Raw genomic sequence first — 21138 nt, forward strand, 5'->3', positions numbered from 1 at the left:
AAGTGCCCTTTACTTAAACTAATACGGAGAGCTTTTCTTTAATGAGCTGTACAAAAGTATTGATATCTTCTTCCTGTGTATCAAAGGAAGTCATCCAACGTACTTCTGACTTTTCAGGATCCCACATATAAAAAAAGAATTCTTGTTGCAAAGGTTCGATTATTTGAGATGGAACAATAGCAAAAACACCATTGCTCTCTACTTTTTGAGTGATTTTAACTTGCGGAATATCCTTTAATTTATCGGCTAGCTTTTTAGCCATGGTATTGGCATGAGCGGCGTTTCGCTTCCATAAATCATTGCTTAATAAGGCTTCAAACTGTGCGGCCGTATATCGCATTTTAGAATGCAGCTGAGCGGTTTGTTTGCGGATGTATTTTACCGCTTCTGTATTTTTACCAAAAAAGATCACAGCCTCGCCATACATCAAACCATTTTTTGTACCTCCAAACGAAAGTACATCTACACCAGCATCAACAGTCATCTCTTTAAATGAACACCCTAAAGCTGCAACGGCATTAGAAATACGCGCACCATCCATGTGTAAATACATATCATTATTGTGCGCATAATCAGCAATTTCCTTTATTTCATCAATACTATACAAGGTTCCTAATTCGGTAGCTTGTGTAATGCTTATTATTTTTGGTTGCGAGTGATGTTCAAAACCAATACCGTGCATGTAGGTTTTGATACCTTCAACGCTTAATTTGCCATCTTCAGTTTTAACAGGCAGCAACTTACAACCCGAATGTTTTTCTGGAGCTCCACATTCATCTACATTGATATGTGCCGTTTCTGGGCAAATAACCGCATGATAGGGGCTGGCCAAAGCCTGAATAGCAATAACATTGGCTCCGGTTCCATTATAAGCAAAATAAACATCGGTAGCTTCGCCAAATATTTCCTTAAACTTAAGTATGGTTCGTTGGGTAACTTCATCGTCACCATAACCTACTGCATGACCCTTATTTACATTAGCCATGGCTTCAAGTATTTCAGGATGAACACCTGAGTTATTATCGCTGGCAAAACCTCTAATTTGTGACATATTGTAAAATTTAAAGTCCGAATTTGCAAAGAAATATTGAAACAAAAAAAGCCGAAACGCATGGTTTCGACTTTTAATACATGTTATTAATATTCTATCCGCATAAAGGTTATATTTTCAACTTTACACTTTTAAGTTTCAACTATTTTTAGCCTTCAATCCAATTAATAATTTCTTCGCTATCAGGTTTTGTTTTGGGTGATACTACTTTAACTAGTTTACCCGATTCATCAATTAAATATTTCTGAAAATTCCATTTTACATTACTGTCTTCTACACCGTTTTTTTCTTTTTGTGTAAGCCATTGGTAAATAGGTGCCATATCATCACCTTTTACAGAAATTTTAGCCATCATAGGAAAAGTAACCCCATAGTTTAGTGTACAGAATTCTCTAATTTCTTTCGCATTACCTGGCTCTTGTTTCATAAAATTGTTGGCAGGAAAACCTACAATTACAAAATCATCTCCACCGTATTTTTTATAGATAGCTTCCAATTGTTCGTACTGACCTGTTAATCCACATTTAGAAGCGGTGTTGACAACCAGTACTTTTTTCCCTTTAAGCTGAGATAAAGCAAATTCTTCACCTTCAAGAGTTTTAACTGTAAAATCGTGAAATGATTGTTGTGCATGCAGTGTCATCGCACTAACAATAAGCATGACTATTAATGTTAAACTTTTATATGTTTTCATATTGGATAATTTTAATTCAAACATATAACCTCATTGATATGTATTTTGTTTAAAGAGTACGAAAGGATTTGATACAAAATAACTTGGTTCTACGGGCAAGTGTAACTCGCGCACTGTACCATACTTATTATCAGAACTGGACGAGTAGGAGCAAAAAAAATCCGATACAAAAAGCATCGGATTTTAAAATTGTAGGAAGTAATGCACTACAAGCCATAATCGTTTCCGTATTTCTCTACTACGTAATCAATATCTTTATCTCCTCTTCCAGATAAATTAACCACAATGGTTTGATCCTTTGGAAGGTCAGCTGCTATTTTTATGGCATAGGCCACAGCATGGGCACTTTCCAATGCAGGAATAATTCCTTCGTAGCGCGATAATTCAAAGAAAGCATCAATCGCCTCTTTATCTGTAATGCTATCATAATTTACGCGCTTAATGTCTTTTAAATAACTATGTTGCGGTCCAACACCTGGGTAGTCTAAACCACTAGCAACGGTATTTACAGGAGCGGGTTCTCCATTTTCATCCTGTAATAAATAACATTTAAAGCCGTGTATCATACCGGGCTTGCCAAGACTTAAGGTGGCGGCATGCTCTCCGGTTTTAAAACTAGTTCCTGCTGGCTCTATTCCATGAATTTTCACCGATTCATCATCCAAAAATGCAGAGAAAATACCAATGGCATTAGAACCTCCACCTACGCATGCTACTACATTATCAGGAGCTTTACCTTCGGCTTCTAATATTTGCTCTTTGGCTTCAACTCCTACAATAGATTGAAAGTCGCGCACCATCATAGGAAATGGATGTGGACCAACAACAGAACCTATGGCGTATAGTTGGTTGACTGGGTCTTTTAGGTAAGCCTCAAAAGCAGCGTCAACAGCCTCTTTTAATGTTTTTAAACCGTGTGTTGCAGGTATAACTTTGGCGCCTAAAATTCCCATTCTAACAACATTAGGATGTTCCTTTTTAATATCTACTTCGCCCATGTAAATATCGCACTCCAAGCCCACTAGTGCTGCAGCAGTTGCTAACGCTACGCCATGCTGTCCTGCACCCGTTTCTGCAATTAATTTCTTTTTGCCCATTTTCTTGGCCAAAAGGGCTTCTCCTAAACAATGGTTTATTTTGTGTGCACCAGTATGGTTAAGGTCTTCTCTTTTAAGATAAATTTTTGCTCCTCCCAGTTTGTTGGTAAGATTCTTGGCGTAGAATAGGGGAGAAGGACGACCAGTGTAGTGTTTTTGTAAGTATAATAACTCCTCCTTAAAAACAGGATCGTCTTTAATTTTTTGGTAGGCATCTGTTATTTCCTGCATTAATGGCTCTAGCATTGGAGGAACAAAACGTCCACCATATTCGCCAAAAAAGCCATTTTTATCAGGCATTACAGAAGCATCCAATAATGCTTTATCAACTTTTTCCATATACTTATTTATTCAAATTGGTATTAATTATAAGGTGAACACAATAATAAAAGATTAAATCGACAAAGCAAAAAAAGCGATTACAATCTACTCGGGCTTGGAATGGATAATCTCATCCATGATTTCTACTGCCGACATAACCAACTTAGGGCATAAGCTATTAAATAATCCCGATTCCACAGCTTTCGCTTTTTCTTCCGGTATGCTCATGTCATATCCTAATAAATCGCAGCATTGCGAAGAACCATTTTGCCTTTCAAACTCCTTTAAAAAGGCTTGTGCTTTATTGTACATGGCTGGTTTGTTAGCAGTTTGCGCCTCCGTATATCCTTCATAAACGCCCAATGCCATTAATGCACCAGTAATTGCACCACATGTTTTTCCTTGCTGTGCTATGCCCCCTCCAAAAGCGGAGGACATCATTTCTAAAGCATTTACATCTAATTTATCCGAAGCAAGTCCTATCAAAGCAGATTGCGCACAATTGCAGTTGTTGCTGAATTTATCCTGAGCTAGTTTAAGTTTGTCTTTTAAAGTCATAATTATAAATGTTACTGGTTCGTTAGTTATTAGTCATTGATTCGATTTACCATGCTAATCACTAGCTATTGTTTACAAAATTGGAGCTTAAAAGTAATGAATATCCAAACTTGATTACTGTGTTACAGGAATGATTATGATGAAAGTAGCTAACTTGTAATCTTTCTAAATTAGTATTTTTTATGACCAATGTCATGTTTCTCTATTTAGTCGTAATCTATTCATATACACCTTATAGAAACTACGCCTGTTGTATTTTTTAATGCTTTTAAAATGCACATACCCCATTGGCATGAGGGGTGACGTTTTTAAATGTATACTTTTGCGGCGCATATTGAGAAAAATTAACGCAAATTTTATTTATTATCATGTTTGATACTGGAACAACAACATTTATGATGCTGGCCACTAGCTTGGTTATGCTCATGACTCCAGGATTGGCATTTTTTTATGGGGGCTTGGCCTGTAAAAGAAACATCCTTGGAGTAATGATACAAAGCTTTGTGTCACTTGGAATCACTACCATTTTATGGTGGGCTTTTGGTTATTCTTTATGTTTTAGCGGAGGAGAGAACGCTATTATTGGGAATTTAGATAAAGCCTTTTTAAATGGTGTAGGCCTTGATTCACTTTATTCTGCAGACAAAAAATTTCCTGAATTGGTATTTGTATCCTATCAGATGATGTTTGCCATTATTACACCAGCATTGATTACTGGAGCTTTTGCCAATAGGGTAACTTTTAAAGCGTACCTACTATTTCTTATTTTTTGGCAGATTTTTGTTTACTACCCGTTTGTACATATGATTTGGGGTGGTGGAATTTTGGCCCATTGGGGAGTTTTAGATTTTGCAGGAGGGATTGTTGTGCATGCCACAGCAGGTGCCGCCGCACTAGCCTCAGTGTTGTATGTTGGAAAGCGTCGTAATGTAGATTCTAAACCAAACAGTATTCCTTTGGTGGCTGTAGGTACAGGATTTCTTTGGTTTGGATGGTATGGTTTTAATGCTGGTTCAGAACTAGCTGTAAATGGAATTACTGCATTAGCTTTCTTAAATACAGATATTGCCGCATCCGTTGCAGCTGTTACCTGGTTAATTATTGAGTGGGTTAAAACCGATAAAAAGAAACCTAGTTTCATTGGACTTTTAACCGGATCTATAGCAGGTTTAGCTACTATAACTCCAGCTGCAGGCTATGTTACCATAAATACTGCTGTGTTAATAGGTGTAGTTGCTGGTGCTGGATGCTACTTTGCAGTACAACTTAAAGAACGTCTTAAATGGGATGATGCTTTAGATGTATGGGGAGTTCATGGTGTTGGTGGTGTATTAGGAACCATTATGCTAGGACTATTCGCCACTAAAGCAGTAAATGCCAATGGGGCTGACGGTTTATTTTATGGTAATGCTTCCTTTTTAGTTAAAGAGTTAGTTGCCATATTGGTTTCCTCGGTTTACGCCTTTGGTTTTACATGGGTAATGTTAGTGGTTATTAATAAAATAACGCCAGTAAAAGTAAGTGCTGAAGAAGAAGAAATGGGATTAGATGAAGCTATGCACGGAGAGATTGCACGAGATAGTTACTAATTGTACAAAGAAATATTGAACAAAAACGCTCTTGGCATTATTTATGCTTAAGAGCGTTTTTTTTATAGCTAAAAATGCCGGTATTAAACCTGGGTGAATATGACAGATAAATAAGTATTGAGTTAGTTTTAAAAATGAAATACCGAATAATCAGCTATTTTTTATAATTTGCATATATAAAATATGCTTTTTTAGATTTATATTAATCAAACAAAATAACACTTTATGGAATCATTTAGTTTTCAGCGACCATGGATCTCGGCAGTGCGAGGAATTTCTTATATTGCTTTAGGACTCTTTGCTATTATTCAAAAGCCCGACTCTTTTCAACCTTTGCTATTGATAATGGCTTTGTTAATTGGTTTTATAGTAGTGCTTTCTTTAGGAGAAACTACTATCATGAAAAAAACGAAGTTAAAAGGAACTTTATTAGGTGTGTTTATCATTCATGTTTTTATACTGGTGGTATTAATTCGCGCTTTTTTCTTTTATGAATCAGGTGCTTTTACGATAGAACGAGCACGATTTGCAGGTATTGTTGCGGTAATGGTAAGTGTAGGTTTTAACGTTGTACTTAATTTGATGGAATCTTTTGCTCTTATTCGTGCAAAAATTAAATTCTGGCCTATTTATATTATAGAAGCTATTTTGTCGCTGATGTTAATGACTTTTATCTTTAGTTTGGTGAAAGGTATAAATCCTGTTTTTTTAGAAATGATAGGTTATTATAGTATTGGTTTCGGAGTCATTTCGATTCTCCTTACTAAAATTGTGTTGCAAGTTAATGCTATTCAATCCTCAGAATCGGATAATGATTAAAAACAAATAGATATAATAATGATATATTAAACAGCGCCTTGTTTCGTCAGAAGCAAGGCGCTGCTTTGTGTATGTGTTTATGATCATGTTGATTATCGTTGAATTATTCAAACATATTTCTTTGTAAATTGAAAGGGGAATTGCCAACAAGTAGCTACATTTTGAAAAGGATATTTTTTTTTCAACTCACCCAATAAAAATGCTATAATTATATGTTTTTTTGATACTTTTACGGCTCAATATTAAAACCGATTATGTCGCAAAAAACAGACCAACAGTTTGAGCATGTAATTAACGTCTGCAAAGATATTTTTGTAAAGAAGATGAAGGATTACGGCACAGCTTGGCGAATTCTTCGTCCCTCTTCCATGACCGATCAAATTTTTATTAAAGCGCAGCGTATTCGAAGCATCGAAACCAAGGGAGTAACTAAGGTAGATGAAGGTGTTCGCTCAGAGTTTATAGGAATAATCAATTACGCCGCAATGGCCATTATCCAACTTGAAAAAGGACCATCTGATCAACCAGAAATGGATAATGATGAAGCTTTAAAAATGTATATAGATAATATATACAAAGCGAAGAACTTAATGTTGAATAAGAATCATGATTATGATGAGGCTTGGAGAAGCATGCGTATTAGTTCTTTCACGGATTTGATATTAATGAAACTTCATCGTACCAAACAAATTGAAGATAACGAAGGGCAAACTATCATATCGGAAGGTATTGATGCCAACTACCTTGATATGATTAATTATGCCATTTTTGCAATGATACAGTTAGACTTTCCTGACACGGAGACTCCCAAAGAATAAATAATGACAAGAGTTTTATTTTTAATTAGCAGAATTTTAGTTGGAGCTACATTTATTTTTGCAGGATTTGTAAAGGCTGTAGATCCAATGGGTTATGCAATAAAAATAACCGACTACCTAAGTGCTTTTCATCTGGAAGGGCTTTCGAGTATGGCTATGATTGCGTCTATAGCTATTATTGCTTTAGAGTTTTTAACTGGTTTGCATTTATTATTGGGTATTCGCATTAAAACAGCGTCGTTTTTTACGTTGGTCTTTATGGCTGTGTTTACACCATTAACGCTTTATATTGCTATTGCAGAACCTGTAACCGATTGCGGATGTTTTGGCGATGCTTTAAAAATAAGCAATTGGCAAACTTTTATTAAAAATGTAATCATCTGTTTACCTACAGTATGGCTGTATTTAAATAGAAAGAATTTTAATGAAGAAGTTTCTGCAGTTAATAAAGTGCTTATCACTGCTTTTTTTACTCTAGGAATTATTGGCGTATCACAGTATAGTTTAAAGCATTTACCAGTTCTCGATTTTCGTCCTTATAAGGTGGGAAGTAATATACATGAGGGAATGATTATTCCTGAAGATGCAGAACAACCTGAGTACGAAACTACCTTTTTAATGGAAAAAGGCGGAGAACAAAAAACATTTACTGCCGAAAACTACCCTTATACTGATTCCACTTGGGTATTTGTAAGTAGTAAAACCAAAGTGTTGAAAAAAGGTTACGAACCCCCAATTCATGATTTTGTATTGATGGATGCTGAGGGTGTAGATCAAACACAAAATATTATTAATAACGATAATCCTATTCTATTAGTCGTTTCTTCTCAAATTAAAAAAGGAACCTGGAGCGAAGGAAAACAGGAGCAGATTAAAGCTTTAAAAGATGCGATTTACGAGCAAGGTGTAAAAACGTATTTTTTAACCGCTTCGGCGGATGACGATATTACTAAGTTTGAATTTGAGGGAGATGGTGGTTTTGAGTATTTGAATGCTGATGAAACCATGCTAAAAACCATTATACGTTCCAACCCGGGTTTAGTGCTTTTGCAAAAAGGCAACGTAGTAGGGAAGTGGCATCATAATGATATTCCGCAAGTAGCTGAATTTAAAAATCCCGTAAGGTATAGTTTAGGAGAGCACGAGCAAAAGCAAAATAAAATGTTTGTTTGGCTTGCTGTACTTACTAGCCTATTGGTGGTTATAGTTTTAATGAGAAAAAATAAATAGTCAAAATAATTTCAATAACAAACATTTTTTACGATGAGACAAAACATTGTTGCCGGTAACTGGAAATTGAACACAACACTTCAAGAAGGTGTAAAATTAGCCACTGAATTAAACGAGATTTTAGCTTCTAAAACAATCAACTGTGGTGTTGTTGTTGGTGTGCCTTCTACGCACATTACTGAAGTAGTAAAGGCTGTTGACGCTGGAAAAATTGGTGTTGCTGCTCAAAACTGTGCAGATCAAGAATCTGGAGCTTATACAGGAGAGATTTCTGCTGCTATGGTGAAGTCTACAGGAGCTGGACATGTAATTCTAGGTCACTCTGAAAGAAGAGAGTATTATGGTGAAACTAATGCTACTTTAAAAGTTAAAACTGATTTAGCTTTAGCAAACGGTTTAACGCCAATTTTTTGTATTGGTGAGGTATTAGAAGAAAGAGAAGCTGAAAAGCAAAATGAGGTTGTTAAAAGTCAGATTGAAGAGGCTTTATTTCACCTTTCTGCTGACGAATTTGCTAAAATCGTTATCGCTTACGAACCAGTATGGGCTATCGGAACTGGAAAAGTTGCTTCTCCTGAGCAAGCTCAAGAGATTCACGCTTACATTCGTTCGGTAATTGCTGACAAATACAGCGCTGAGGTTGCTGATAACACTTCTATCCTTTATGGTGGTAGTTGTAAGCCTGGAAACGCTAAAGAATTATTCGCTAACCCAGATGTGGATGGTGGTTTAATTGGTGGTGCTTCTTTAAAAGCTGAAGACTTTTACGGAATTATTGCTGCTTTTTAAGCATCGATATTTAAGATAAATAAAATGGCCTATTCTGTTGAGTAGGCCATTTTTTTATGCTTTAAATTATGCGTTTGAATACTACGAATTTTCCATCTATATTTCTTTAGTCTGTATAGGCCTACTCATTAAAAGATTCATCCAAATCGTATTCCGATAAGTCTTCGCCACGATCTATTTCGGGTAACTCTTCCCAAATAAAAATTTCAGCTTTGGTTTTGGGTCTAAATTCTTCTAACCAATAAAAACCATCTAACCTAAGGTTTTCGTCAGGTACTAAAAAAGGAGGGTTCATGTTACCGTTAGGAGATACGCGCATCGTAATTTGTTCTACCGCCCTTTGACGCAAATAAAGGGTCATGTTGCTGCATTCTGCTCTGTTTACGCCAATCACATTCTTTCTATCCATCGGAAAATAAACCGATTGAGCGTTGCCATTTACATCTATTTTATAAATCTCGTTATTACGGATATAACCTGTCATCAGTTTACCTTTTACCTGGTTATAGCGACAAGAATCTTCCTCAGAGATGATAAAGGAGCGATCTATTAAATCCACTTTATCCATTACTTCATCTTTGGTATACATTTTAATAATATCCGCTGTTAGCTGATTACCCATAGACCACATGATAGGGTCGTAATAGAAAGTGTTGGTGGTGTCTCTGGAGTCAAATACCATCGAGTCGCAACGTCCTTGCATATCTGTTCTAAAGTATTTTACCTTTCTATATGCTTTAATCAGTTTTTCTTCGCCATCTTCTAAGGGTACCGCTTGTAGCGTATCTGCATGTAAAAACAAGGTGTCGTTATTATACATCTGCAATAGCTCAGCGTTTTTAGTAGCAAGTGCATCTTTGGTTATTTCGTTATAAAAACCATAATCACCTTTAATAATAACATTATTAGTGGTGTCATGAAGTTCCATGCTATTAAATATCTCACCAATTCCACTGCCGCGATCGTAATATATGGTATCTCCTTTTAAAAGCTGCTCGCCATCCACATAGGCGTTTTCTTTTAGCAAGGCCAAATCGTGCATCATATCGTAATAACCGGCTTCTGCATATATAGTATTGCTGTCGCTGATGATAAAAGTAGGTCCTTCTATTTTAGATACTTTAGTTACGGTGTGATAAATTAAAGTATCCGAATAGATCGTGTATTTCGGGTTAACTCCCACTACGCTGTCTTTGTAATGTACTTGGTCAGTATCTGGATAATAATATCCTTTTTTGCTGGTAAGTACATTCTCTTTATTAACTATTTTTCCGAAATTGAAATAGTAGGCAAAGTTATTGAACCTATCGTAATCTAGGTAATCAGTTGTTAATACTACATCTTTGTTGATGAGTTTAACATCGTCTCTAACTTCAGCTATACCAGTGTTTCCGTTGTAGTTTAATCGTTTGCCGTATAAGTGCAGAGAATCATTTTGAATAATGTGAATATTGCCTTTGGCTTTCATTTTGTTTTCTAACTTGTAACGATAGGCTGTATCGCAATACATAACGGCTGTGCCATGGGTAAACTTTACATTCCCAATTAACACTTCAATGTCTTTGCCATAAAGTTCTTCATCTCCAATAAAGTTATCCGCATTGTTTACTTCAACCATGCGCGGTTTCTTTTTTTGCGCAATAGTATTTATTGAAATAAGAAAGAAGGATATTAAAAGTATAGTGTAAAAGCTTTTCTGTAAACGCATTTGCTTAAGGTAATGAATGAAAATTTACGCCGCAAAAATAAGAGTAAAACCCAAATAACGAAAATAAACTGGACTTACTTTAAGCTTTTCTTGGCAGGTGTTTAGCTTGTTTAGATTCAATTATCGAGCCAAAACAAAAAATCAAACGTGCTGACTAAAATATGAAAGTATTATGGTAAATCTGTAGTTGGTGTTTCTGTAGAAGAATGGTAGATAAGTTTCCTTTTCAGGTAAATAGTATCAGGAGCGTGGTTAGGTTGTGGTTTAAACTGGATAAACTGATTGATGTAGTCCTCAGCTTCAATCGCTAAACTAATTTTATAACCTTTATTAAATTTCAATAAAAATTCTCCTTCCGTATTTGTTTTTGTATTGATTTTTTGGGTTCCTGATTCGTCAATGTTTTGCTGGAACAGGCAGAAAGACTGTACTTCTGAAAAAGCTAAGGGGCAATTGGTCTCTTCGTCCACAATTACCCCTTTATACGATATATTATAGGCCTCTCTTGCACAAGAAGCACATAAAATCATTGAAATTATAATTAAAACTATTTTGCTTTCCCCAGTAATTTGCATTCTCCAAGCATTTAATTCTGGGTAAATTAGTAAAAATTAATGCTTAATCCAATTTTTAAAGTCAAATTCACAATCTTTCCATCCATCATGGATGGTGATATAAGTATCTAATTGCTTTTCTCTTATCCAATCATCAATCGCATCCTGACGTCTTCTGTCCGTCATAATGTTTTGTACCAATTGGTAGTCATCCTTTAGGTTAGCGCGGTGTGGCTCAATTTTTTGTTTCTGTTTTATGATCACATACACATCTTTACCTTTGTCATCTTTTATGCTAAAAGGTTTCGAAATTTCATCTACTTTTAGTTTTTGTAGCTCTTTAGCTAATTGTGGTTCTTGAATGGCAGAAAGCTCAAAATTTGAGGATTGCGTACGCATGTTAACCATTAAACCACCGTTGTTACGTGTATCTGTATCCATAGAAAAGTATAACGCAGCTTCTTCAAAACTTAACTCTTCATCTTTAATCAAAGTAGAAACCGAATCTAAACGCTCCACTGCTTTTTGATATGCTGCTGCAGAAACCTTAGGTTTTAAAAGAATGTGACGTACATTAATACGCTCACCTTTGCGGTCGATTAATTGAATAATATGGTAACCAAACTCAGTCTCAACAATTTTTGAAACCTTATTTTTTTCTTGCATGTTAAAGGCTACGTTGGCAAACTCAGGAACAAAAGTACCACGTGTACTCCATCCTAAATCTCCACCACTGGTAGCACTACCTGGATCTTCAGAATATAAAACGGCCAATGTGGCAAAGTCTCTTCCGTCAGCCACTTGTTTTTGGAAGTCTCTTAAGCGCGACTTTATACGGTCAATTTCTTTTTGCTCAATTTCTGGATATACTGCAATTTTTTGAATTTGGTACTGCACAGGAACCATTGGCAAACTATCTGGAGATGTTTTTCTGTAATATGCACGAACTTGCGAAGGCGTTGGTTCTATGTCGGCAGTGATGGATTGTTGCATACTCTCCGTTAGCATCTGGTCACGAACGGTCTGCATTTGTTCCTTTTTAATTTGCAATACCGATTTATTAAACCACTCTTCTAGTTTTTCACGACCACCAGCACGATTTATAAATTCATTCATCCTTCTATCAACCTCGTTGATAACATTGTTTTCATTCACCTCAACACTATCCAAAACAGCCTGGTTAAGCATTAACTTTTGGATAAGTTGTTGTTCAAATAACTTACATTTTAAGTTACCCTTTGCCGAAACACCTTGCATTACTGCTTGTTGGTACTGATATTCAACATCGGATTTTAAGATGGCATTATCACCCACCACGGCAATAACTTCATCAATAATATTTTTTTGACTTAGTAGGGGAGTACTAAATAATATGGTGGATATGATGGCAATAAATAAAGTGGATGTTTTGTGCATTATTTCTTTTTTTCGCAAAATTAATAGAATTTAATTTAAAATAATATAATGTGTTGTAAATGAATGTTATATTGTTTTGAATTTGCTGTTTGGTTGCAAATTTAGTTGCAAATTTGATTTTTGTTTGTTTTATAACGAATGCAAATATGTAATTTTTTAATTAAAAAGATAGTTAAAATTAACTTAAAGTGTGGCTGAACTATATTATCTATTTGCAACCAAATTTTGCAACTAAAAACAAGAAAAGTAACGCTCATGTATTTTAATATATCTTTAATAAGCATTAGCATGTGATAAACGAAGGGTATGATTTAATTATATTATAAGACATCTCTTAGCATGGAATCTCATAAATTTGATTTAAGCACGATCCATCCTCTTTAATAGGGGTTGTAATAGTGTTCATTTAGTTAGTTAGTAATAAGGGGATGAAAGTAAACAATATTCTTAATCATCATCATCCCCAGAAATATCAAACGTTGCCCAAACAATTAGATGGTCACTGGTTTTTTACCGAATTCTTTTGTTAGTCCTTGTTCTTGCCAGAAATTATATAATCCAGATGAGTTTGAATATTCTGAAGTATAATTACTTTGGAAAATAATATTGTCATATGATTTCCCCCCGGCAGTAATAGTTATTCCCTCAATGCAGAAGTGCATATTAGATATTTCTGCGATTGATGTCATGGTAATTACCTGAAAATATTGATTATCCAAGCTAATGTAAACAAAGATAAAAGTGAGCATTGGGGTTGTATATAATACCAAAGTTATGTTCCTAATAAATTCGAACAAAATTGAATTTAATTCGAGGGCGGGGTAAGTTCAACAGCGCTGTCGCTCAACAACTAAATTTGGGAATGTGATTTAGAAGATTTGCTCACTTCGCTCACAAATCCTAACTTAAACAATATTCAAGTTGGTTTTATGATGATTTAAACAATACCTAAAGGTTATGGGTTCGCTGTCGCTCACCCTAATTAAGAAACAAAACTATTGGATTGATAGAAGAATTAATATTTGTCGTTCACATACGTTCACTCCTAATGTTTTAAACAACCTCAAAGAAGGTTTAAAAACAACCTTTACTAAGTTAATCAAATCAACCCTCATGAGGGTTGTAATAAACCACCTCTTTGAAGGTTGTTTTTACTAATTTAACAAGTAATCTATTCAGTAATCTAATCCAATAATCTAATCCAATAATCTAATCCAATAATATAATACGTAATCTATTTACTAATATAATTTAGTAATGTAATCAGTAATCTATTTCAGTAATTTAAAATCATAATCTGACCAATAATCTAATGTTTATAATTTATGCTACTAATTTGAAAATAATTTAATTCAACTGAATATAACTGGGTTTAAAATCCTTGACTTTTAATTTTCTTTTGTTATGGAGTAATTGAAAAATCCTTGCACCTTGGTTAGATTGTAATTAGTTTTGTAGCAAAAAGAAAGATCACTAACGAGTGATTAATGTTTTGAAATTTAAATTAAAAAGCGGAAACATTTAAATGAGTAAATGTCCAACGTGACTAAGTTTCTCTCTAAGCAAGTAAAAGGTTTTCATTTTCCGTAGGTTGCTTATTTGAGAATTCCGTATATACCTAAAAATAATGAACACAAAAATAACAGTATGCTTAAAGTTATTAAAATGGCATATGAAAGAAAAATTAGAATCAATTATGATTCAAGCCTTGAGCAAAAGAAGGCAGAACAATTTTTGCAAATACCTCTCTACTTAATTGATATACTGGGTTTAAATGTAACGGATATCAGAGTAATTGCTAACCTTAGAAGGTCTTCGACCTTTAAGTGTAATAATAAACCTAAAAGATATACTGAAGCTTCACTATGGAAATCAATGGGATTCGCAAGCCGTGACCCATTATCAGACAGTCTTAAGAAGCTAAATAAATTAGGATTTTTAGAAGTAGATGATGACATGTATGTCCTAAATCATGGTAAAATCAATGAAGTTGGATATGTTCACTATCAATCAACTTATTTACCAGCCATTAATTTTGATACCAAGGACAACCTTAAAGAGGTTATTAGCCAACAGGATAAAGAGATTGAGCAATTAAAGGCAGAATTAGACAGAATAAAGAGTGTTGAGCCAACTGCTTCTGAAGAAAAAGTTAAGCCAATAAAAGCACCTGAAAACAATCAGAATCTTGTTTTAAATTCACATAATACCTTTAGTTGTGATATTGCTATTGCACGGAATGAGTTAGATGAAGTCTCCACTTTTAAAAATGGCAATTTTATAGAAGAGCATTGTCAAATGAATGACGATGGTGATATTCAAAAAGATGCAGATGAGGTATTGCATGCCGGGGATTCTCATAATGTTGAATATCTGCAAGTCGACGATGAGATTCCAACAGAAGAAGAATTTAATATAGCGATAAGTGAATTAAATGGTTTGGAGCATGCCCGTAAAAATGGAGCAAGGGAAATACCTCGTTTTGTGGAGAATGAAGAAAAAAATAGACATATTATAAAAGTTTTTGAAGAAGCTAATCCGCTTCTAAATTTTGATTCAGTAGGCGAGGGTGAGATAAACGTGTGTCCAGAAGAAGAAAGTTCCTTAAATGTAGGTGAAATCGATACTTGTGATGAATTGGAAGATGATTCAATCAATGATAATACTGACCAGCATAGTATAATTTCATGTGAAGATGACATGAAACCTTACTTTAAATCGCAATATGCCAATTCCGATGAAATAAAAGAGATTGTTATCGATGAGTTCAATAAGTACCCAGCAGATCTTGGGCTTACATTTTACAAGTTTGATAAACTATTTTTCTTAAGTGCTTACTATATATATAGAAAGACTAATGGTGGAGAGAGAGTTACATATGATGCTTTAAACAAATGTATTAAACTGCATAAAGAGGAAGATAAATTAAATGCCATTACGAATGATGTTGGATCGCTTGTAAAGTCAATTGTAAATGAAGATTCAAGGGTTTTAAATAATCTTAAGGCTCTGGCAAGACTAAGATGGAGCTAATTATGTTTAAGCTGTCTTTCTGTTGGTATTTAGTACAGAAATCATAATTTACCAAATAGCTACCGGAGAAAATTATCCGGTAGCCTTGTTTGATTGTTTCAATTAAGTTATGAATGATTTTGAATATTACAATTCTACCTCCTCATAGTCAAAATAGAAATATTCGGGAGAAGTATCGTTCACACCATTTTTGATTTCAATTTGAGTAGGGTAGTTATTGTCGTTGATTATAGTTGGGGTAATGATAATCTCTCTTTCATCATCAGGAGATGATGAAGCTTTACTATACTTTGCTATTAAATAATCACTAAAAGCTCCTATTTTTGTTTCATGTTCAATATCCCAATATAAATAAAACTTTAACGAAGGATTAATACCCTTAAAAGGATGGTAAACTGCGCTCCACTCAATTGTAATGTCATAGACGGTTGAATAATCTTCATAGTCGTACTTAACAGATTTTGAGATGTGTGTAAAATCATCTGTCAAGTAATTAAACGTACTAGTTTTTTCATCAGTACCTAAGTAAAATGATGTCAGCATATTTTTATCGTCAAAAACAAACCTATCACGTTCATTACTTTCATATGATTCCTCACTATATGTTCTTTGAGTATTAAAACCATTGCTAACCCATTCTATAGTTTCTGTATAATTATTGGCTGGATCGTAATTGCTGATGTTTGTAATTTTAGTCGGGTTATTATTGTCATTGTATTCTATGTTGTCACTACCATAATTGTCGGTTCTTTTAGTAAGTAGTCCGTTAGCATTATATTCAAAAATAGTTGTAGATTCATTCTCACTAAGTTCGAAATATGGGTGAGTTGACATCTTTTTTAACCTGAGTGTAGTTTTTTTATCTGGTTGTGGGTCGTCTTCCTTTGATTCCAAATCAGAACTACAACTAAATAGGCTAATTGTAATTAAAAGTGTTGATGTTAATCTTAATAGTTTCATATCAATTTATTTAAATAATAGCACTTTTAACGTTAAAAGAATACCTATGTTTCTAGTATAGTGATACAACCTTCTTATCGTTTGAAATATTCAATTAACCGTGATGTTCCTTATATGGAATCAACGTTAAACCCTCAAAGTACTACGATAAGAAATTGGAAATTGTATCTAAACTAATAAATGATTATACTCGCATAACCTAGACTAATCATAATATGCAAGCGATAATTATAGATGACGAAAAAGATGCCGTTAATGGTTTAAAAAAGCTAATTACTGATTTTGTTGATACTGAAGTTAAAGTTGTTGGTTCAGCAAATAATTTGGATGATGGAATCGGATTAATTTTGAAACAAAAACCTGATTTAGTATTTCTAGATATTGAAATGCCCCAAAAGAATGGACTTAAGATTTATAACACTTTCCCAAATCCAGATTTCCAGATTATTTTTACTACTGCTTATAGTGAATATGCCATTGATGCTGTGAAGAGAAATGCTGCGGATTATTTACTAAAGCCTGTGAACTTTATGGAACTGTCAGAGGCAATCAAAAAGGTCAGATGTAGAATTGAAGAAAAACAATCGAAGCTGAACCTTGAGAAGCATTTAAGTGCTGTTAGTCCGGCTTCATATGTTGGCAACAATATAATGTTCCCAGTTTCAGACGGGTTCGAAATGGAGAATTCAAGTAATATTGAATACGCTTACGCAGAACAAGCGTATTCTGTTGCTGTCATGTACTCTGGAAGAAAGATAACCGTTAGTAAGCCATTAAAAGATTTGGAACTATTATTACCTGAGAACCAATTTTACCGTACCCATAAATCTTATTTGATCAATATTTATTACATACAAAAATTTATCAAGGGCAAACAAAGTATTGTTGTTTTACGCAGTGGGGAAAAAATACCTGTATCGGTGAGGAATGTCAGTGACTTTACTAAGGATATCCAAAAGTTGATAAGCTAATGAGATTGATTTGTATCTTCATAATATTATCGTTGTCAGTATACTTGTCGGCTCAATTTAAACCTTATCAACGATTTACTGAAGCTGATGGTTTGGTGGATAATACTGTCCAAGACCTTGTAATTGATAAGGAAGGTTATTTATGGGTTGCAACCAATAATGGAGTATCAAAGTATGATGGAGAAAAGTTTGTCAACTTCCAGAAAAAAGATGGCTTATTAGGTAATTATGCTTGGGCGTTAGCAGTTGATGATAATAACAATGTTTGGGTTGGTTGCTATAAGGAGGGACTTAACTTGATTAGGAATGATTCTGTTGTTGCTTCTTATAAAATGAAGCTGACTAAATACAACAACTCGATACGTAAATTACATTATTCATCAAACTATAAGATGTTATTTGTAGGTACGGATGATGGATTATTCTACTTCAACGATTCCATTTTTACACAAATAAAATCTCCTCGAACCGATGATAGAAAATGTTCTGTATTGGCTATTGAGGAGAGTTCTGATAATTTATTTTTTTCTGTTCATGGCAGCGGAAGAGGAATGTTTGAAGTAGTTAAAGATTCTACGGAACAAAACTCATTAAAAACGATCCAGAGAATGGAGGGTGATAGATTTGCTATTGAAGTCATTGAAGATACAGTTTTTTCTAATGATAGAAATAAAATTGATAAATGGAGTCTTAATAGTAATCAATTGGACACAAGCTTTGTTGATCTTTCTTCCTCATTTTTGGCTTGGGATATGACTCAAGATCGTGAAGGAAGTTTATTATTGTCTGGTTGGGGAGATCATGATTTATTCACTGGCGGAATTAAAAAGTATGATTCTAGTATCGGGATGATACGTAATATTCCTTTTGATATTGAAGGTAAGTCATTCATGACCATTATTCATGATTCGGTGAATAACCTTATTTGGGCAGGAGGAGATGGTCTTTACGCTATACCTAATTGTATTTTTGAATATCGAGATTGGGATAAGAACTGGAATGTTTCGGACGTAGTTGAGGTTAGTGGAATGAAGTATTTTCTTACAAATCAAAATATATTCAATGATGATGGTGAGGAAGTTTTCTCGTATTCCTTGTTAGAAAAGATTTTAAAAAGGAAGGTAGCTAAATACGTAGCAGAAGGAGGTGAAATGAAAGGTTTAGATAGGATATTTTCCTTTTCGTATAAATTTAAACCAATAAGATTTATTAAAACTAATGGTCAGGTATACTTGATGACCAATCACGGATCAATTTCTTTTCCAGATTGTATGCGATATTATCCATTCGAATCTGGATGGTTCTCTTTATGGGAAGAAAACAATGCTTATTGGGTAAGAGATTACAACACCATGTTGCATTGCTCTAATATTAATTCGAAACTAAAATTCGAAGAATTGGAAAGTAAAGCAAATTCTATTCGCAGTATAAAGGGCATTGTTGAAAAGGGTGATACGTTACTTTTTCCATCGCATTTTTTTGGTATGTTCTCTTTGGTTAACGGTAAAGCATATGAATTGAACAGCAGTCATGGATTAGATGATATTTTAACAGATATGGAAGTTGCACCTGATGGTTCGATTTGGTGTACTTCTGTAGATGGTAATTTATTCAATGTAGGTTTTAAGGATTCATTATTCGTCAGAAGCAAGTTTAATTATGAAAGTGGATTGATTGGGACTAAGTTTAATTGGTTAAAGTTCCATCAAGGTTTTCTTTATCTAGCGACTAACAAGGGGTTAAATATTGTTCCCGTTGATCAATTGAATCAACAGAAGTTAAAACCTTTGTTTTACAATGAGAATAATGGTTACAACTATATTTTATCCAAGAAACCTCAAATTGATTCAGATGGGAGGCTGTACGTTTATGATGATGAAAGATTGATTTATATTGATGTTCCAGAGATCGGTACAGAGTCATTAGTAATTAGAACTAAGTTTTTTGTTAATGGAGAGGAGTTAGAATTGCTAGATGGAATATCGCTATCACATTCTCGTAACAATATTCTGGTAAGTTTTAATTGCCTTAGATTTCCTACTACAAAGAACCTGACCTATCAATATCGTATTAACGAACGAGATTGGTTGGTAGGTAATGAAATCCGTTTAGAATCTCTACAATCAGATAAATATTCCATTGATTTAAGAATTGTTAATAAGGAAGATGGGGCAGTTTCCAGTAAGAATATCCAATTTAAAATCAGAAGAGCATTCTGGGAACAATGGTGTTTTATTCTACTTGTATTACTTATTGTTGGGATAACTATATATTATCATACAAATAAGCGTATTAAGCGAATACGAAAAGATGCAGAAGAACGTCAGAACCTTAATCATCAATTAAACGAAATCCGAATTCGTTCGCTGCAAGGTCAAATGAATCCTCATTTTATTTTTAATGCACTTAATTCCGTTCAATATTTTATACTGGTTGAAAATGTGGAAGAAGCATTGACCTACTTGGGCAATTTAGCTGGTGTTATTAGGCAAAACCTTAATAACCTTGGGGAAGAGTTAATTAAACTGGATGATGAGGTTAAGTTTATTAAGCAATATCTGGAGTTAGAGAAGTTGAGATTTAAAGAAAGACTAACGTTTGAGGTTAATACTAAAATTCAATCAGAAGGATTAAAAGTACCTCCAATGTTAATTCAACCATTCGTTGAAAATGCTATCAAACATGGTCTATTGCACAAAGACGAGGTTGGGAAAGTACAAGTGGATATTATTGAGAATGACGATACATTAACGGTTATTATCGAAGATAATGGAATTGGAAGGGAGAGAGCGAAAGAAATAGCTACGGATAATAACCAAAGAAATGGGAAAGCGACAGATATTACCAAAAAAAGGTTGAATCTCTTAAATCAAAAGTTCAAGACGAATAACTACACGTTTAAGATCGAAGATGTTGTTGGAGAGTATCGTAAGTGTGAAGGTACGAAGGTTTATTTTACATTAATGTTGGTTAAGTAATTTACGTTTATTGAAGATTTATAGACGTTAAGAAAGTAGTTCGGGAACAACAGTAACTATAATGTCATAGTCAGGTAAAAAAGGGAAATTTTAAAACCTGACAAAATGAATAAATCAATTACACTTTTTGCAAGCATGTTTGTCTATGTTTCTCTGTTTGGGCAGACTGTTGTTTCAACATCAGGGACATGTTATAAAGCTTCTGAAGTTGAAATTAGCTGGGCACTCGGAGAAGTTGTAATAACAACAGCTACATCACCAACTGTTACCTTAAACCAAGGATTTCAGCAAGGAAATTTAAGGATAAGCACTTTAGTAGAACCGGAAGAATCAGTTGTGTTAAGAGCATACCCCAATCCGGTTAAGGATATCCTTACAATCGAAACCTCTAATAAGAACCTGAAATATCAGGTCGTCACAATTGAAGGTAATGTAATTGAAGTTGGAGAAATAAACGAGAATAAACATTCTCTTGATTTTTCAAACGCTTCAAAGGGAGTTTACTTCTTAGTAATTAATGACAAAAAAACATACAAAATCATCAAACAATAA

17 protein-coding genes are annotated in these 21138 nt (G+C 34.2%); 9 read left to right on the forward strand and 8 right to left on the reverse strand.

Annotated elements, in window-relative coordinates:
• Nucleotides 1–13: 13 nt before the first annotated feature.
• The 4 genes from A8L32_RS20950 to A8L32_RS20965 all read right to left on the reverse strand — a co-directional run bounded on the left by A8L32_RS20950 (nucleotide 14) and on the right by A8L32_RS20965 (nucleotide 3721).
• A complete protein-coding gene (locus tag A8L32_RS20950) occupies nucleotides 14–1051 on the reverse strand; it encodes a threonine aldolase family protein (RefSeq protein ID WP_066633070.1) in 1038 nt (345 codons plus the stop codon).
• Nucleotides 1052–1199: 148 nt separating this feature from the next.
• Nucleotides 1200–1745 (reverse strand): glutathione peroxidase, encoded by a 546-nt coding sequence (locus A8L32_RS20955; protein ID WP_066633170.1) that lies wholly within the window; start codon nucleotides 1743–1745, stop codon nucleotides 1200–1202.
• A 206-nt stretch (nucleotides 1746–1951) separates the two neighbouring features.
• Complete coding sequence (gene trpB, locus A8L32_RS20960) at nucleotides 1952–3181, reverse strand: tryptophan synthase subunit beta (protein WP_066633072.1); 1230 nt, start codon at nucleotides 3179–3181, stop codon at nucleotides 1952–1954.
• An 87-nt stretch (nucleotides 3182–3268) separates the two neighbouring features.
• Nucleotides 3269–3721 (reverse strand): C-GCAxxG-C-C family protein, encoded by a 453-nt coding sequence (locus tag A8L32_RS20965; RefSeq protein ID WP_066633075.1) that lies wholly within the window; start codon nucleotides 3719–3721, stop codon nucleotides 3269–3271.
• Between the two features lie 368 nt (nucleotides 3722–4089).
• Here A8L32_RS20965 and A8L32_RS20970 point away from each other — a divergent pair, with 368 nt between their 5' ends.
• The 5 genes from A8L32_RS20970 (at nucleotide 4090) to tpiA (ending at nucleotide 8966) form a co-directional block, all read left to right on the forward strand.
• A complete protein-coding gene (locus A8L32_RS20970) occupies nucleotides 4090–5310 on the forward strand; it encodes an ammonium transporter (RefSeq protein ID WP_198931828.1) in 1221 nt (406 codons plus the stop codon).
• A 225-nt stretch (nucleotides 5311–5535) separates the two neighbouring features.
• Nucleotides 5536–6129 (forward strand): hypothetical protein, encoded by a 594-nt coding sequence (locus tag A8L32_RS20975; protein WP_066633081.1) that lies wholly within the window; start codon nucleotides 5536–5538, stop codon nucleotides 6127–6129.
• 254 nt (nucleotides 6130–6383) lie between these two features.
• Nucleotides 6384–6947, forward strand: coding sequence for a DUF1599 domain-containing protein (locus A8L32_RS20980; protein ID WP_066633083.1), 564 nt, complete (start codon nucleotides 6384–6386; stop codon nucleotides 6945–6947).
• Between the two features lie 3 nt (nucleotides 6948–6950).
• Nucleotides 6951–8177, forward strand: coding sequence for a BT_3928 family protein (locus A8L32_RS20985; RefSeq protein WP_066633085.1), 1227 nt, complete (start codon nucleotides 6951–6953; stop codon nucleotides 8175–8177).
• A 33-nt stretch (nucleotides 8178–8210) separates the two neighbouring features.
• A complete protein-coding gene (gene tpiA / locus A8L32_RS20990; protein ID WP_066633087.1) occupies nucleotides 8211–8966 on the forward strand; it encodes a triose-phosphate isomerase in 756 nt (251 codons plus the stop codon).
• Nucleotides 8967–9087: 121 nt separating this feature from the next.
• Here tpiA and A8L32_RS20995 read toward each other — a convergent pair whose 3' ends face one another.
• From A8L32_RS20995 to A8L32_RS21005, 3 genes are all read right to left on the reverse strand, one after another.
• The gene (locus A8L32_RS20995; protein ID WP_233145514.1) at nucleotides 9088–10584 is read right to left on the reverse strand and encodes an OstA-like protein; all 1497 of its coding nucleotides are present in this window, start codon (nucleotides 10582–10584) and stop codon (nucleotides 9088–9090) included.
• Nucleotides 10585–10844: 260 nt separating this feature from the next.
• Nucleotides 10845–11249 (reverse strand): hypothetical protein, encoded by a 405-nt coding sequence (locus A8L32_RS21000; RefSeq protein WP_066633093.1) that lies wholly within the window; start codon nucleotides 11247–11249, stop codon nucleotides 10845–10847.
• Nucleotides 11250–11285: 36 nt separating this feature from the next.
• The gene (locus A8L32_RS21005; protein ID WP_066633096.1) at nucleotides 11286–12644 is read right to left on the reverse strand and encodes a peptidylprolyl isomerase; all 1359 of its coding nucleotides are present in this window, start codon (nucleotides 12642–12644) and stop codon (nucleotides 11286–11288) included.
• A 1665-nt stretch (nucleotides 12645–14309) separates the two neighbouring features.
• On the opposite strand from A8L32_RS21005, the gene A8L32_RS21015 reads away from it, so the two are divergent.
• Nucleotides 14310–15677: a hypothetical protein gene (locus tag A8L32_RS21015; RefSeq protein WP_143525185.1), complete on the forward strand. Its 1368-nt coding sequence runs from the start codon at nucleotides 14310–14312 to the stop codon at nucleotides 15675–15677.
• A gap of 126 nt (nucleotides 15678–15803) precedes the next feature.
• Here A8L32_RS21015 and A8L32_RS21020 read toward each other — a convergent pair whose 3' ends face one another.
• Nucleotides 15804–16637 (reverse strand): hypothetical protein, encoded by an 834-nt coding sequence (locus A8L32_RS21020; RefSeq protein WP_066633108.1) that lies wholly within the window; start codon nucleotides 16635–16637, stop codon nucleotides 15804–15806.
• 215 nt (nucleotides 16638–16852) lie between these two features.
• Between A8L32_RS21020 and A8L32_RS21025 the strand changes: the two genes are divergently transcribed.
• The 3 genes from A8L32_RS21025 to A8L32_RS21035 all read left to right on the forward strand — a co-directional run bounded on the left by A8L32_RS21025 (nucleotide 16853) and on the right by A8L32_RS21035 (nucleotide 21138).
• Nucleotides 16853–17608: a LytR/AlgR family response regulator transcription factor gene (locus A8L32_RS21025; protein WP_066633111.1), complete on the forward strand. Its 756-nt coding sequence runs from the start codon at nucleotides 16853–16855 to the stop codon at nucleotides 17606–17608.
• A 32-nt stretch (nucleotides 17609–17640) separates the two neighbouring features.
• Nucleotides 17641–20586, forward strand: coding sequence for a sensor histidine kinase (locus tag A8L32_RS21030; protein ID WP_158027271.1), 2946 nt, complete (start codon nucleotides 17641–17643; stop codon nucleotides 20584–20586).
• A gap of 105 nt (nucleotides 20587–20691) precedes the next feature.
• Nucleotides 20692–21138, forward strand: coding sequence for a T9SS type A sorting domain-containing protein (locus A8L32_RS21035; RefSeq protein WP_075591454.1), 447 nt, complete (start codon nucleotides 20692–20694; stop codon nucleotides 21136–21138).

This window comes from Labilibacter marinus (genome assembly GCF_001659685.2).
In the GTDB taxonomy this organism is placed as follows: domain Bacteria; phylum Bacteroidota; class Bacteroidia; order Bacteroidales; family Marinilabiliaceae; genus Saccharicrinis; species Saccharicrinis marinus.